At 48.5% G+C, this 13,896-nt stretch carries 15 protein-coding genes; 12 read left to right on the forward strand and 3 right to left on the reverse strand.

What is annotated here, in order from left to right:
• Positions 1–8: 8 nt before the first annotated feature.
• Together GON22_RS10000 and GON22_RS10005 are read left to right on the forward strand one after the other, a co-directional pair.
• A complete protein-coding gene (locus GON22_RS10000) occupies positions 9–725 on the forward strand; it encodes a response regulator transcription factor (protein WP_160395949.1) in 717 nt (238 codons plus the stop codon).
• Positions 726–728: 3 nt separating this feature from the next.
• A complete protein-coding gene (locus GON22_RS10005; RefSeq protein WP_160395950.1) occupies positions 729–2,177 on the forward strand; it encodes a HAMP domain-containing sensor histidine kinase in 1,449 nt (482 codons plus the stop codon).
• A gap of 277 nt (positions 2,178–2,454) precedes the next feature.
• Here the strand turns inward: GON22_RS10005 and serA are convergent, their stop codons facing one another.
• Positions 2,455–4,047 (reverse strand): phosphoglycerate dehydrogenase, encoded by a 1,593-nt coding sequence (gene serA, locus GON22_RS10010; RefSeq protein WP_160395951.1) that lies wholly within the window; start codon positions 4,045–4,047, stop codon positions 2,455–2,457.
• 303 nt (positions 4,048–4,350) lie between these two features.
• On the opposite strand from serA, the gene GON22_RS10015 reads away from it, so the two are divergent.
• Positions 4,351–4,677, forward strand: a complete 327-nt coding sequence (locus tag GON22_RS10015) for a rhodanese-like domain-containing protein (RefSeq protein ID WP_160395952.1) — start codon at positions 4,351–4,353, stop codon at positions 4,675–4,677.
• A 1-nt stretch (position 4,678) separates the two neighbouring features.
• Here the strand turns inward: GON22_RS10015 and GON22_RS10020 are convergent, their stop codons facing one another.
• Positions 4,679–5,596: a hypothetical protein gene (locus tag GON22_RS10020; RefSeq protein ID WP_160395953.1), complete on the reverse strand. Its 918-nt coding sequence runs from the start codon at positions 5,594–5,596 to the stop codon at positions 4,679–4,681.
• Positions 5,597–5,766: 170 nt separating this feature from the next.
• On the opposite strand from GON22_RS10020, the gene GON22_RS10025 reads away from it, so the two are divergent.
• Together GON22_RS10025 and GON22_RS10030 are read left to right on the forward strand one after the other, a co-directional pair.
• Positions 5,767–6,366 carry a CPBP family intramembrane glutamic endopeptidase gene (locus GON22_RS10025; RefSeq protein ID WP_160395954.1) on the forward strand — a complete coding sequence of 200 codons (600 nt, stop codon included), beginning with the start codon at positions 5,767–5,769 and terminating at the stop codon, positions 6,364–6,366.
• Positions 6,363–6,638, forward strand: a complete 276-nt coding sequence (locus GON22_RS10030) for a hypothetical protein (protein ID WP_160395955.1) — start codon at positions 6,363–6,365, stop codon at positions 6,636–6,638. The genes GON22_RS10025 and GON22_RS10030 overlap by 4 nt, the downstream gene beginning before the upstream one ends.
• A 16-nt stretch (positions 6,639–6,654) precedes the next feature.
• Here GON22_RS10030 and GON22_RS10035 read toward each other — a convergent pair whose 3' ends face one another.
• Positions 6,655–7,539 carry a polysaccharide deacetylase family protein gene (locus tag GON22_RS10035; RefSeq protein WP_160395956.1) on the reverse strand — a complete coding sequence of 295 codons (885 nt, stop codon included), beginning with the start codon at positions 7,537–7,539 and terminating at the stop codon, positions 6,655–6,657.
• A gap of 201 nt (positions 7,540–7,740) precedes the next feature.
• Between GON22_RS10035 and GON22_RS10040 the strand changes: the two genes are divergently transcribed.
• The 7 genes from GON22_RS10040 to GON22_RS10065 all read left to right on the forward strand — a co-directional run bounded on the left by GON22_RS10040 (position 7,741) and on the right by GON22_RS10065 (position 13,536).
• Complete coding sequence (locus tag GON22_RS10040) at positions 7,741–8,106, forward strand: hypothetical protein (protein ID WP_160395957.1); 366 nt, start codon at positions 7,741–7,743, stop codon at positions 8,104–8,106.
• 217 nt (positions 8,107–8,323) lie between these two features.
• On the forward strand, positions 8,324–8,938 hold the full coding sequence (locus GON22_RS10045; RefSeq protein ID WP_160395958.1) for a genetic competence negative regulator: 615 nt from the start codon (positions 8,324–8,326) through the stop codon (positions 8,936–8,938).
• 174 nt (positions 8,939–9,112) lie between these two features.
• Positions 9,113–10,363: a Glu/Leu/Phe/Val family dehydrogenase gene (locus tag GON22_RS10050; RefSeq protein ID WP_160395959.1), complete on the forward strand. Its 1,251-nt coding sequence runs from the start codon at positions 9,113–9,115 to the stop codon at positions 10,361–10,363.
• Positions 10,364–10,403: 40 nt separating this feature from the next.
• Positions 10,404–11,096, forward strand: coding sequence for a glutamic-type intramembrane protease PrsW (gene prsW / locus GON22_RS10055; protein ID WP_160395960.1), 693 nt, complete (start codon positions 10,404–10,406; stop codon positions 11,094–11,096).
• A gap of 86 nt (positions 11,097–11,182) precedes the next feature.
• A complete protein-coding gene (locus tag GON22_RS25705; RefSeq protein WP_006039291.1) occupies positions 11,183–11,341 on the forward strand; it encodes a hypothetical protein in 159 nt (52 codons plus the stop codon).
• 95 nt (positions 11,342–11,436) lie between these two features.
• On the forward strand, positions 11,437–12,774 hold the full coding sequence (gene ypeB, locus GON22_RS10060; protein ID WP_160395961.1) for a germination protein YpeB: 1,338 nt from the start codon (positions 11,437–11,439) through the stop codon (positions 12,772–12,774).
• Between the two features lie 102 nt (positions 12,775–12,876).
• Positions 12,877–13,536: a flagellar brake protein gene (locus tag GON22_RS10065; protein WP_160395962.1), complete on the forward strand. Its 660-nt coding sequence runs from the start codon at positions 12,877–12,879 to the stop codon at positions 13,534–13,536.
• The last annotated feature ends 360 nt before the right edge of the window (positions 13,537–13,896 follow it).

The following is a 13,896-nucleotide window of genomic DNA, read 5'->3' on the forward strand; positions in this document are numbered from 1 at the left end:
TATGTTTCATGACGGAACCAGCGCATCGCATATTGGTCGTAGACGACGAAGAACGAATTCGCCGATTGTTGAAAATGTACCTCGAAAAAGAAGGCTATGAGATCGAAGAAGCAGAGGATGGCGAGAGCGCTCTCCGCATGGCTGCCGGCAAAGATTATGATTTAATTATGCTGGACGTCATGCTCCCTGGCATTGATGGCGTTGAGGTCTGTTCGAGGCTTCGCCAAGTGAAAGCTACGCCTGTCATTATGCTGACGGCAAAGGGAGAGGAAATGAATCGCGTGCAAGGGTTCGAGGCTGGAGCTGACGATTATGTCGTGAAGCCATTCAGCCCGCGCGAAGTCATTTACCGTGTCAAAGCGATTTTGCGCCGCTCATCCGCTACTGCATTCCTGACGAAGGAAGCGAATTCGAGCAACAATATTGTGCTTCCGCATCTTGTGATCGAGCATGACGCGCATCGTGTATCCGCTGGCGGCCAAGAGGTTAGCCTCACGCCGAAGGAATATGAGCTGCTGCATTATTTGGCCGTATCGCCGGATAAAGTGTTTTCCCGTGAGGAACTGCTGAAGGATGTATGGAATTATGAGTTTTTCGGCGATCTGCGGACAGTAGATACCCACGTGAAGCGGCTTCGCGAGAAGCTGAACAAGGTGTCGCCTGAAGCAGCTTCCATGATTACGACGGTTTGGGGAGTCGGGTACAAGCTTGAGGTGACCAAGTAATCCATGAAGCTATGGCGAAGCGTGGTTGGCAAGCTTTGGATGACGATTATCGTGCTTGTAGCGGTTGTTTTGCTCATTTTGGGCATGTTCCTGCTGCAATATATCGATGTCAATTTCCGGGATAATACAACCTCACATCAGGTAAAAGTATTGTTCGTCGTTACGGGCATTATCGGGTTTCTATTATCGACGTTTTTCGCCTTCTTCCTATCGTCCAAAATTACGCAGCCGCTGATCGAAATGAAAAAGGCGGCTGCTTCCATTTCAATGGGGAACTATCGTACCCGTGTGCCGATTCGTTCGTTGGATGAGATTGGCGACCTTGCCCATGCGTTTAACCGAATGGCTGGGGACCTTGATTCGTTGATTAAAGATTTGAATCATGAGAAGGATCACCTCTCCAGCATTTTGCGGAGCATGTCTGATGCGGTCGTTACATTCGATGCAGAAGGCAAGATTACGATGTCGAATCCTCCTGGCGAGAAGCTGATGGAGAAGTGGAATCGATTGGACTGGGAAGATGAAGAATCGCAGCTTACGGGCGTACCGGGGCCGCTAAGGGACTTGTATAGCCGCGTCATCTTTGATGGCATTGATAGCAGCAGCAAAATCAACGTCCGCAATGGTGTATGGTCCGTTGTCATGGCACCGCTTAAGTCGGATGAGTCCGTTCGTGGAGCGGTTGCGGTTATGCGAGACGTGACGGAGGAGTTTAAGTTAGAGAAGCTGCGCCGTGATTTTGTTGCCAACGTATCGCATGAGATTCGTACGCCTTTATCGATGCTGCAAGGCTATAGCGAAGCGATTCTCGACGGGTTCGCTGATTCGCCAGAGGAACGGGATGAACTTGTACAAGTGATACATGACGAGTCGGTTCGAATGGGACGCCTTGTGAAGGATCTGCTCGATCTTGCTAGAATGGAAGCAGGGCATACGGAGCTAAAGCTAATGCCATGTGACATTGATAGCCTAGTCAGGCGTGTACACCGCAAGTTTCAGACGTTCGCGAAGGAACGGGACATCCGCTTAATTTGTGAGCTGCCTGAGCAGCCATTGTTTATGGAAAGCGCTGACGAGGACAGGCTGGAGCAGGTGTTGACCAATCTGCTGGATAATGCATTGCGCCATACGCCATCTGGCGCCGCGATTACCGTATCTGGCCAAGTGAGGGCTGCAGAGCCAGAACGAAGCGAGCCGGCCTACGTGGAATTGCACATTAAGGATGAGGGCGAGGGCATCCCAGCAGAGGATCTGCCGTACATCTTCGAACGCTTCTACAAAGCTGATAAATCGCGCAAACGCGGTTCATCGGGCGGGACGGGGCTTGGGCTAGCAATCGTTAAAAACATCGTGGAAAGCCATGAGGGCCATATCCATGTGGATAGCTTCCTTGGCAAAGGAACAACGTTTACGTTGTTGCTGCCTGTCGATTCCCATCGTCAGGTGTCATAGCGCTCCTATTCAGGAGCGCTTTTTTTGTTGGAAAAAAGGGACTAATCTTGTTCAACGTGGAACATTAGATGTTAGTTATGCGTCAAAGGCGTGACTGTTAGCGCTGCGAAGGCTACCTTCGAACACATCGGCAGCTTTCGTCATGAATGGGGAATCTGGTCGAAGCGAGGCTGTTTCATTCGAGAGCTGCACTATTGTTATTAAAAAGAACCCCGCAGAACGTGGGCATCGGATGGATGTCCATTCTGCGGGGTTCTGTAGCCTCGGGGCGATTGCCTTATACGAGGTGGATTTCTTTCGCGCTGTTCAGGTCAGAAAGCTTAGCTACCTCTTCGATAACCGATTTCGACGCGCCTTTATCTACAGTCAGAACCATGATCGCTGCGCCGCCAACGAGCTTACGGCCTACTTGCATTGCTGCGATGTTGACGTCATTGCTTCCGAGCAGCGTGCCAACACGGCCGATGATGCCTGGCTTGTCGTTATGCGAGATGAGGATCAGGTTGCCTTCTGGAGCGACGTCAACTGGATAGCTGTCGATTTGGACGATACGAGGGCCGTAGCCTGTCAACAGCGTGCCTGCAACCGTACGCTCTTCTTTCGAAGTGCGAAGCGTTACAGTAACCAGGTTCGTGAAGTCTTTAGCGACATGCGTTTTATTAACGACGATGTTTACGCTGCGCTCTTTAGCCAAGTGCATCGAGTTAACGACGTTAACTTGATCTGCACCAAGGTGATGGGCGAGTACACCGCGAGTAATGTAGCGCGTCAACGGCTGCGTATCTACCTCAGCGAGGTCGCCGGAATAGCTAACGACGATCTCTTTTACTGCGCCATCCGTCATTTGGGAAACGAAGTTGCCGAGCTTCTCGCCAAGCGTGAAGTAAGGCTGAAGGATTTTGCGCACGTTGGCTGGGATTGGAGGCATGTTCACCGCATTGATGAACGGCTCGTCACGCAAAATGTGAAGAACTTGCTCCGATACGTCAATTGCAACGTTCTCTTGTGCTTCGACCGTCGATGCGCCAAGGTGTGGCGTTACGATGATTTTCGGATGCGTCAGGAACGGATGGTCAGCAGCTGGAGGCTCTACTTCGAATACGTCGAATGCTGCGCCTGCAACGATGCCTTGGTCAACCGCTTCAACAAGCGCTTGCTCGTCGATGATGCCGCCGCGTGCACAGTTTACGATGCGCATGCCTTTTTTCATGACTTCAAATTGTTTGCTCGAAATCATGTGGCGCGTTTCTGGCGTGAGCGGTGTGTGAACCGTCATGAAGTCAGCATTGCGTACGATGTCGTCAACGGATGCCAGCTTAATGCCCATTTCTGAAGCGCGCTCTTCCGTCAGGAACGGATCGTAGCCGAGAATGTTCATGCCGAAAGCTTTTGCACGTTTTGCCACTTCGCTGCCGATACGGCCCATGCCCATAACGCCAAGCGTTTTGTTGCGCAGCTCTACGCCAAGGAACGATTTGCGGTCCCAGTCGCCGCCAACTGTTTTCAGGTAAGCCTGCGGAATGTGGCGAGCAACAGCCATCATCATTGCAAACGTATGCTCGCAAGTCGTAATCGTGTTTCCGTCTGGCGCATTGATAACGATAATGCCACGTTGCGTTGCTGCTTCGAGGTCGATGTTGTCAACGCCTACACCTGCACGGCCAACGACTTTCAATTGCTTGCCTGCATCCATGATGCGAGCTGTAACGCGCGTCTGGCTGCGAACGAGAAGAGCGTCATATTCGCCAATGATGGCTACGAGCTCGTCCTCGCTTAATCCAGGCTTCTTGTCGACGCTAACGTCTGCAGCATCCACGAGCTGCTGAATGCCAAGATCACTAATCGGGTCCGATACTAACACTTTAAACATGTGCTAATTGCCTCCTGTCTAATCGTAAAAACGAAGTGCTGAACTAAAAGAAGTGAATATGTAGGAAAAACTCCAAAAGGAGTCATTCGACATCAGGATAAACGCCCGCAGCGGCTTGTAAAAAACATCGTCCCGTTACCGTGGTGCAGCAGCGGGACGAAATTTGTCCGATTGACGGGTATTTTGCATATAGTCATAACGTCTACTATTTTATAGCAAACGGCTGTAGGAATGCAATGCCGAAACTTGCCGACCTGTGAATTTTTCGTTATGATTCAGTCATTGCTAAAGGGGGGAAGCCGAGTGAAACGATGGGAAGACATTAGTGCCGATGAACTGGCTAGCTTGTTAGAAGAAGGGCGTGTGAAGCCCGAGCAGATTATTGACGTTCGTGAAGCGCAAGAATGGGAGTATTATCATCTCGAAGGATCACGCCATGTCCCAATGAGCCAATTTCAGAGTTTGCTCAGCACGTTATCGAAAGAAGAGGCCTTGTACATCTTATGCGCACATGGCGTTAGAAGTGTCGCAGTATGCAATTATATGCAAGAAAACGGCTACTCGGCGCACCTCAATGTTGCAGGAGGCATTGCCGAAATAGCCGTCATTCAAGGTTTTCAGTACGATTAAATTATTCTGCCTCGCGCAAGAAGAATGGCAATTGAGGGAGAAGCTGGTTCGTGTAAAGCCTTCCCATGCTGTTTTGGAAATCGCCGCTGCGAACCGCTTTGGTGTCCGCCAGCAGTTCCGCGATTGGGCCAACGAGGCGCATATTGAGCTTGTTAGCTTGCCCTGTTCCGATAAATTCATCAATACGGCTCGTCAAGTCCTGCGGGTAGTAGCTTACGACTTTGCCTGCGGAAGCGACCAGATCTGCGCTTAGTTTATTTTTGACGACTAGCGGCATTTTTTTCCACTCCGTAATCGTTAGCGAGCTTGGCATCTTGATGGCGCTAGGAATGTCTGCATCAATCGTTGCGCTCCATTTGAGCATCGCCTCGTAATAGGACTGTTGCCCTTGCAGGGATTTGGAAACGCCAGCTTTAAAGTCTTGGTCTTGCTTTAGCGCTGCCATCAGCTGTGAAATCGAAGTATTGTCGCTTTTGCCAGACAGCCTTTTCGATACGCTTTGGAACGATGCAAGGCTCTTGAGCAACTGCTGCTGGGATTGCTCTATTAAGGTAGCCTGCTGGGTTGATACGGATGAGATTTCCTTAAATTTTTGCTGTGCTAATGTTGAGAGGCGTTTGAACTCCGTAGGCAAATCACTCGTTTGCTTCGTATTGGCACGTTCCATTGCGCTCAGCCATTCATTCTGAAATTCGCGATAGGGCATGAATATCGTATGATAGAACGATACGAGATCTTGTTGTTGGAATGTGCCGGTTGTCACTGGTTTGCTTGCGAGCTGCTTCTGGGTTTCAAAGTTAGCGGTCGTCCGGTCGGAGCCAACACGGTAGCCGACGAAGAATGAGCCAACCGCACATACTAACATAAACAAAAAGCCGAGGGTCATTAACATTTCGGTTCTAGATAATTTTTTACTCATAAAAGAATCCCCTTCTATATGTATAATAGGATTAACTGCGAAAAAATAATTGTAATATGTATAAATACATTAACTATCATTCGAGTTATGTTGAAATTAAATTATGTGGTATAAGTATAGGCGAAAAGGATTCAAATTGGAATACAATGAATGTGGACAGGCGGTAGGGAATGAATAAAAATGATTTAAAGAAAATTCGGTTTCGAAAAGTATCGGTTGACCAAATCGGCGACAAGCTTTTGCTAATCAATTTGTATCTCACGCAGGCTTTTACCCTTATTATCGGTATCGTATGGGTATTATTTCAGCATAGAAATCCAATTCATTTATTTAATCTGCCTGCAGGCACATCTTTTTGGCTATATGGGCTAGGATTGGCGGTTGCGGTAATCGTCGTTGATCTGCTCATATCCAGATTCGTGCCCGAGGAGGCCTCCGATGACGGCGGCGTCAATGACCGGCTATTTAAACATCGGCCAATATGGCACATTCTTGTCATATCTTTTATTGTGGCGGTGTGCGAAGAAGTGCTGTTTCGGGGTGCAATCCAACATTCCTTCGGGCCGTATTGGACTAGCATTTTGTTTGCAGCCATACATGTCCGTTATTTGAGGCATTGGATTCCGACAGGGCTTGTATTCTCGATCAGCTACGGGCTCGGCTGGATTTATATTCAGGCGGATACATTGTGGGCGCCAATCATCGCGCATTTCTTAGTGGACGCCATCATGGGCTTCATTATCCGGTTTCGGAAGGATGAGGATGCATGAGCCGCATACAAAAGTTTGGCAGGCGGAATGAAGCAAGCGGTCGGCAGGAAGTGCGAAGCAGAGGCACTCGCAGCCGGGAAGATGGCCAGCCGGACACAGACCGATTGGATGATGGCACAGACATAGAAAGCGGCCTGCCGCCAAGACGAAAAAAACATCCGTCCAATAAGCAGCAGACCGCGAGATTGTATTACCAAGCACTTTTTTTGATATTTATTATATTAATCGTAGGGTTATTCTTATTCGGGAAGCGTACGGTAACGCCATCCTGACAGGGGTAACCCTGTTTTATGATTTAAGCCCCGTATCGATCGTTGCAGGATCTATGAACCCATATCCTTTGCCTTCAAGCTTTGTTAACAGCTCATCGAGCGCTTTTGCCGTCCATGGCAGCTCATGCATGAGAATGTTAGCGCCAGGATGGAGCTGCTCCAACACGTTGGCAATGACTTTATCAGGCTTATCCTTGGTAGAGGAGTCCCAGTCGAGCGAACCATTTGACCATGTCATATAGAGCATGCCGCCGTTTTTGACGATGGCTTTGACTGCGTCATTGCCTGAACCAAATGGCGGCCTGAAAAATTTAGGCGCTTCCCCGGTTAATTCTTTTACCTTCGCACTCACATCCCCAACTTGTTGCTCAACTTTTTCCTTCGATTCCTTTTTTAAGTCGATATGGTCCCAAGAGTGGTTGCCGATCGTTTGGCCACGTTCATGAATGAGCTTTAGCAACTCTGGATGCTGCTTGACGCGATAGCCATTCACGAAGAAAATCGCTTTCGCTTTATGCTTTTCAAGCGTGTCTAACATGCTTGTGAGCTGCTCTAGATCTTTGGGGCCGTCATCGAATGTGAGGAGCACGGCCTTGTCCGTCGTTTTTTGCTTATCGATTGGGACGAAGCGATACACCTTGTTCATTTTATATAAAATGGCTGGTTGCTCAACTGCAGGCTTTGCCTGTTCTTCAGTGTTTTTGCCAGGTGCTGTTGGATCAGCTGGTGTTGCCGGCGTGACAGGCTCAGACGTAGTTGGAGTTGCTGGCTTAGTTGCTGGTTGCTCCGTTGCTGCTGGCGATTTGCCAGATTGATTGTCTTCGGGCTTGGCTGCTGTTCCGCAAGCGGAAAGCGCTACGGCTAGAGATAACGGGATTGCTGCTTTTAGCATGCGATTCATGGGGTGAGGACCTCCGTCTGGCGTGATAATTGCTCAAGTTGGCTATGCAGCTATGCTTTATAAGGAAGCATGCCTTTCATTGTATCATATTTCGTTGAGCGAATTGTATGCGTGTTTTCCTGTATTTCACGAGCATGCCGCTGCTGGCGTTGCGCACAATAAGAACGGAATCCAGATTGACTTTAGGAGGCTGGCAGCATTATGAAAATGAGCGGATTTATTGTTGGCGGCTTGCTTGGCATGGCAGCAGCCATGTATGCAGCCCGCAAACGCCCTGGCTTAGCAGCATGGGCTGTTGATGCAGCTGGAGATATGATGTCGTCTGCCAAGAACAAGATGGTTAGCAAAGTTGTGGAACGCAAGATGGCCAAATGGAGCAAGGAGGCTGCGCATGCTGCCCCAAAGCCATCAGCCGCTTCCGCAGGCAATACCGCAGAGGCATGGAAGCAGCTAGGCGCGCTCGTTGAGAGCGATCCCGAGCTTAAGCGGGAGACGGAAGCGATTATGGCGTCAGCTACGAATAGCGGCGATGCCCATCCTTTAGAAACGTTGTCTAAAGCGCATTAATCCAAGAGTGTGGAAGCAAGATTGAACAATGAGTGGATGATAGAAAAGGAACGGAACCTTCGTTGGTAGAGTTTAGCGAAGGATCGTTCCTTTTTTGCGTGGCAATAGTGCATTCCCTTGGCGGACATGGTAACATAGGTATGTGGTATGATGGTATCACACATCATTGGCATTCTCATACCTTGTTATAACAGATGCTGCAGAGGAGGATCCTGTCATGAAAATCGAACGGCTGAGTCAAGACAAAATTCGTATATTTCTGACGTTCGACGACCTACTGGAGCGGGGCATTCAGAAGGAGGACATGTGGCGGGAAATACCGAAGGTGAATGAGCTATTCAGCGAGATGATGGATCAGGCTCACTCCGAACTCGGATTCGAAGCCAGCGGTCCGCTCGCCGTTGAAGTGTTCGCACTCCCGGCTCAGGGTATGGTTGTAATTGTTACCCGCGGCAAACTGAACGTGCACGCTGATGATTCCGTACATGACGATGATGATACGGACGAGGACGTGTATGAAATGGAAGTTACGCTGGAACAAAGCGACATTGTCATGTACGCTTTCCGAGATTTTGAGGATGTGCTCGCGGTCTGTCGTCGGCTACAGCAATCCGAATTGACCGAGGATGGCCGATTGTTTGCTTATCATGGCAAATATATAATGGCGCTCGACCCTGCGCTTATTGATTCTACACGACATAACGCACTTATTGCATTGCTAGCCGAATTCGGTGAGGCGACTTCTGTCACAGAAGCAGTGCTTGAGGAATACGGCAAAACGATTATTAATGAAGGCGCCGTTCGCGAACTGTGCAAACACTTCACATTTTAAGCACGAATGGTATAGAGAGCATCTTGCGCAATGAAGCAGCGCAGGATGCTTTTTCTTATTCTATCGGAACAAGCTTGTCATGCCTTATGATGGATAGCAGGGGGATACAAGGTCCATACTGAACGGTGAGCTGATTTGGCCTGAGCCAGCATACCTTTAGGGGGTTCGTCCACTTTGTCTACGACGGAAACGCATGACGTATTGTTATCGACACAAATTGTAATCGAACAAGCGCTTAAAAAGCTTGGCTACAGCGATAGCATGGTTGAATTGTTGAAAGAACCAATGCGAATATTGACCGTACGGATCCCCGTTCGAATGGATGATGGCACCACTCGCGTATTTACGGGCTATAGAGCCCAGCATAATGATGCTGTTGGCCCGACTAAAGGTGGCGTACGATTCCATCCTGACGTAAATGAGCATGAGGTAAAAGCGCTGTCGATCTGGATGAGCCTCAAATGTGGAATTGCAGACCTTCCTTACGGAGGGGGCAAAGGCGGTGTCATTTGCGACCCTCGCAAAATGTCATTTCGGGAGCTAGAGCTTCTAAGCCGCGGATATGTTCGTGCGGTCAGCCAAATCGTTGGGCCGAACAAGGATATTCCTGCCCCTGACGTGATGACGAACTCGCAAATTATGGCATGGATGATGGACGAATATAGCCGCATTCGGGAATTTGATTCACCTGGCTTTATTACGGGCAAGCCGCTTGTACTCGGCGGTTCCCGAGGCAGGGAAACAGCAACTGCCCGAGGAGTGGCCATCATGATTAATGAAGCGCTCCGGACCAAAGGGATCGAGCTGAAAGGCGCGCGCGTTGTCGTTCAGGGCTTTGGCAATGCAGGCAGCTATCTGTCCAAATTTATGCATGATGCCGGTGCTGCCGTAATCGGTATTTCCGATGTGAACGGCGCGTTGTATAATAAAGAAGGGCTGGACATCCCCGACTTGCTGGATAAGCGGGATTCGTTCGGCACAGTAACCAACTTGTTTAAACAAACGATCTCAAATGAGGAACTGCTGGAATTAGATTGTGATGTACTGGTTCCGGCTGCGATAGAGAATCAGATCACAGAAGTGAACGCGCCTAAGATTAAGGCTCATGTTATCGTGGAGGCGGCTAATGGGCCTACGACGCTGGAAGCAACCCGTATCGTAACCGAACGTGGCATTTTGCTCGTGCCAGATGTACTGGCGAGTGCTGGCGGGGTGATTGTATCTTATTTTGAATGGGTACAAAATAATCAGGGCTATTACTGGACTGAAGAAGAAGTCGATACCAAGCTAGAGTGGATGATGCGCAAAGGGTTTCGCCAAGTGTATGAGCTACATCAGTCGCGAGGCGTTAACATGCGGCTTGCTGCCTACATGTCAGGCGTTCGCAAGATGGCGGAAGCCGTTCGGTTCCGGGGCTGGGTATAACAATAATTAAAGTTTTGAAAGGGAGAGGTGAGAGGACAATATGCTGTTTTCGGTTTTGACTGGGGCGATTGCGCCAGGCGTTTTTCTTCTCACCTACCTTTATTTGAAAGATAAGTATGATACCGAACCGATTCATATGGTTGTTCGCATGTTTTTTATCGGCGTACTCATTTTATTTCCGATAATGATTGTTCAACGCGGCGTTGAGCTCTGGTGGGGAGACCATCAATTCGTCACTGCGTTTGGCCTATCGGCACTCGTTGAGGAAAGCGTAAAATGGTTTGTACTGTACCATATCATTTATAATCATACCGAATTCGACGAGCCTTATGATGGCATCGTCTACGCAGCTTCAATCTCGCTCGGATTCGCGACGCTGGAAAATGTGTTGTACGCATTAATGCAGCCTTCAGGCTTTGGGACGCTGATGTTCCGGGCGCTGCTTCCAGTGTCTGGCCATGCATTGTTCGGCATTACGATGGGCTATTATATGGGCAAAGCCAAATTCGCATCAGCGAAGCGCATCAAGCCCTATTTGCTGCTATCCTTCATTTTGCCGATTATCTTTCATGGCCTTTACGATTGGATTTTGCTTGCTTTCGCACATGTATGGATGTGGATCATTCCGCCCTTCATGGCGTTTATGTGGATATGGGCCCTTCGGAATATGCAGCGCGCGAACAATCGGTCGCCGTTTCGGCTGCTGCCCCGTGAGGATGAGGTTAAATTGTAGTTGATCCGTCTATACTGGTGACCATAAGGCTGACGGTGAGACACATCGCAGCGAGGAATGGGATGGAGCCAGGAGGGAATGGATTCATGTTAGGTCAGCGTGTCAAAGTGAGAATCCGATGTAACGTGTGCGGGGAAAAGTTCGTGCTGCGCGGCAAACGGGAAAAAGAAAAGATCGATACCGGGTTTAAGCAGTGCATTTGCAACAATTTAGACGATTTTGAGATTGAAGAGCAGCTCGTTTGAGTAGGCTCGGCAAATTTAGGCTAAACCGGTGAATAAAGCTTCTTTCGGTAAACCAAACTAACGTCAGGTTTGGGACCAGAAAGGAGCTTTTTGTTATGTATAGAAGGCTAAGTGCGGTGATGTTTCCGATCCTCGCGTTGCTGTGTATCGGTTCATTCTATTGGGGCTACCAAGAACATCAAGAGAAAAACTCGATCCTGATTAAAGCAGAAAATCAATACCAAAGGGCATTTCATGATCTAAGCTACCATGTCGACCAAGTACACCGCCAGCTCGGCAATACGCTTGCTGTTAATTCTAAGTCGCAAGCCTATCACCGAAAAGGGTTAGTAAATGTTTGGCGGCTGACGAGCGAAGCGCAAAATGAAGTCAATCAGCTGCCGCTTACCTTGCTTCCCTTTAACACGACAGAAGAGTTTCTCTCGCGCATTTCCAATTTCGCATATAAGACTGCTGTTCGCGATTTGTCCAAAAACCCGTTGACCGATGATGAATTTAAGACGATGAAGACACTTTATGACCGTTCTGACGAAATCTCGAAAAATCTTCAAGCGATGCAACAAAAGGTGCTTCAGAACAATTTGCGGTGGATGGATGTGGAAGTAGCGCTTGCTTCTGAAAAATCTACCCGTGATAACACGATAATTGATGGATTTAAGACTGTTGATAAGAAAGTAAGCGAATATCCTGAAATCAATTGGGGCCCTTCTGTAGCAAGCATGTACCAGAAGCGGACAATTAAGATGCTCAGCGGCAAAATGATGACGCCAGAAGATATTAAGAAGAAAACGGCGGAATTTTTAGGGCTGAAAACCGATGCGAATATTCGTGTTGTCGAGAATGGGCAAGGAACCGAATATGCCTCCTACTCTGCGACAGTTGAAGAGGAGAAAAACCGTACCATCCAATTGGATTTCACGCAAAAAGGCGGAAAGCTTATATGGTACATGAATCCGCGGGAAATTGGGGACAAGAAGACGGGGCTTGAGCAGGCAAGGAAAAACGCAGAAGCATTTTTGAACAAGCATGGCTATAAAGGGATGGTGCCGGTCAGCTACGATGATTTTGGCAATGAAGGGATATTTACGTATGTTGCTACACAAAACGGTGTGCTGATCTATCCAGAGAAGCTTACAGTGAAGCTGGCATTGGATAACGGGGAGCCTACCGGCATACAAGCGTCTGATTTTGTGTATGAAGACCACAAGCGGACCATTCCGAAGGCTAAGATATCCAAGGCTCAAGCAAAAGCTGCACTCAACCCATCGATGAAAGTATCGTCAGAAAAAATGGCGATTATATTGAACGATTTGGGAGAAGAGGCGCTGTGCTACGAGTTTACAGGGAAAATAAATAAGCAAGAATATAAAATTTATATTAACGCGGATACAGGTGTTGAGGAGTCTATCGAGCAGACACCGGAATTGCGATAAAATACCGCTGCGGTGATGTCGAGACATTCGACAAAACCGCGCGTTTCGATATAGCTCCCCACCATTCGACGTGATATAATCACCGTATGGGAGGGGAGCCGTTTGCTGCCAAATATTAGCCAAATCTTACATATCCAGATTGCTTCCTCGGTTGAAACTGCGGAAGAGCCAAAGTTCGAATACAAATCCCGCATCGCAGACGACCGTGAAGACAATCTATTCATTGAATTGCCTCTCCATGAGGCGACCGGCCAGTACAAGAAGCTGCTGCTAGGCGATGAGCTGTCCGTCTTGTTTATTACGGAAAATGGGGTCAAACATTATTTTAACACGCATGTTACGGGGTTCGAGGAAGAAGCAATCAAGCTTATTCGAATTCAGAAGCCCGATCCGCAATCTATAACGAGGACGCAGCGTCGCCACTATTTGCGCGTTGCGGCTGAGCTCGAGGTGGCTGTGCTAACAACGAACGGTGACCGATTCACCACGCTAACGGATGATGTTGGCGGTGGCGGGATTTCGTTCATCTGTGAAGGCTCATGGCAGTTAGAGCAAGGTTACACGATTCAATGCTGGCTTCTGCTGCCATACAAGAATGGAACAATTGAGCATGCTTCCTTTAAGGCAGAGATCGTCCGCGCAAATACGCTAGTAACAGGCCGATCTCATATTATGACCAAATATGTAGACATGCCAGATTATGAGCGGCAGAAGATCATTCGGTACTGTTTCGAGCGGCAATTAGAATTCCGGCATAAATAACTTGCGCATAAAAAATTTTGCAACGGGACATCCTACGTCCATCCCCAAATTCAGGGAGGAGGGCGTGGAATGTCCCGTTTGTTTAAGTTCAGCCGATTCACGAGCAATAAGCGCCATAAAGGAGTCGAACATGCTGTACATACGGAACAAGCAGCGTTCGGGAAATTGTCAGATGATGTAAGCCGTTTCTTGCGTAATATTGTTCTTGCCTTGCTGGCAATTACAATATTATCCCAAATAATGTTACGGTTCGACCTTGTCCGACAGCACGCGACAAACGCTGAAAAACTTGAAGGAATGCCCTTTAGGCAAGGGGAGCGAGCTTTGCAATGAAGAATGTAGTGTGGTATAATTTTCACG

The organism is Paenibacillus sp. MMS18-CY102 (genome assembly GCF_009789195.1).
In the GTDB taxonomy this organism is placed as follows: domain Bacteria; phylum Bacillota; class Bacilli; order Paenibacillales; family Paenibacillaceae; genus Paenibacillus_T.

Coding starts and splice junctions, on each gene's coding strand:
- GON22_RS10000 (WP_160395949.1), top strand. CDS start 9: ATGACGGAACCAGCGCATCGCATATTGGTCGTAGACGACGAAGAACGA.
- GON22_RS10005 (WP_160395950.1), top strand. CDS start 729: ATGAAGCTATGGCGAAGCGTGGTTGGCAAGCTTTGGATGACGATTATC.
- serA (WP_160395951.1), bottom strand. CDS start 4,047: ATGTTTAAAGTGTTAGTATCGGACCCGATTAGTGATCTTGGCATTCAG.
- GON22_RS10020 (WP_160395953.1), bottom strand. CDS start 5,596: ATGAGTAAAAAATTATCTAGAACCGAAATGTTAATGACCCTCGGCTTT.
- GON22_RS10025 (WP_160395954.1), top strand. CDS start 5,767: ATGAATAAAAATGATTTAAAGAAAATTCGGTTTCGAAAAGTATCGGTT.
- GON22_RS10030 (WP_160395955.1), top strand. CDS start 6,363: ATGAGCCGCATACAAAAGTTTGGCAGGCGGAATGAAGCAAGCGGTCGG.
- GON22_RS10035 (WP_160395956.1), bottom strand. CDS start 7,539: ATGAATCGCATGCTAAAAGCAGCAATCCCGTTATCTCTAGCCGTAGCG.
- GON22_RS10040 (WP_160395957.1), top strand. CDS start 7,741: ATGAAAATGAGCGGATTTATTGTTGGCGGCTTGCTTGGCATGGCAGCA.
- GON22_RS10045 (WP_160395958.1), top strand. CDS start 8,324: ATGAAAATCGAACGGCTGAGTCAAGACAAAATTCGTATATTTCTGACG.
- prsW (WP_160395960.1), top strand. CDS start 10,404: ATGCTGTTTTCGGTTTTGACTGGGGCGATTGCGCCAGGCGTTTTTCTT.
- GON22_RS25705 (WP_006039291.1), top strand. CDS start 11,183: ATGTTAGGTCAGCGTGTCAAAGTGAGAATCCGATGTAACGTGTGCGGG.
- ypeB (WP_160395961.1), top strand. CDS start 11,437: ATGTATAGAAGGCTAAGTGCGGTGATGTTTCCGATCCTCGCGTTGCTG.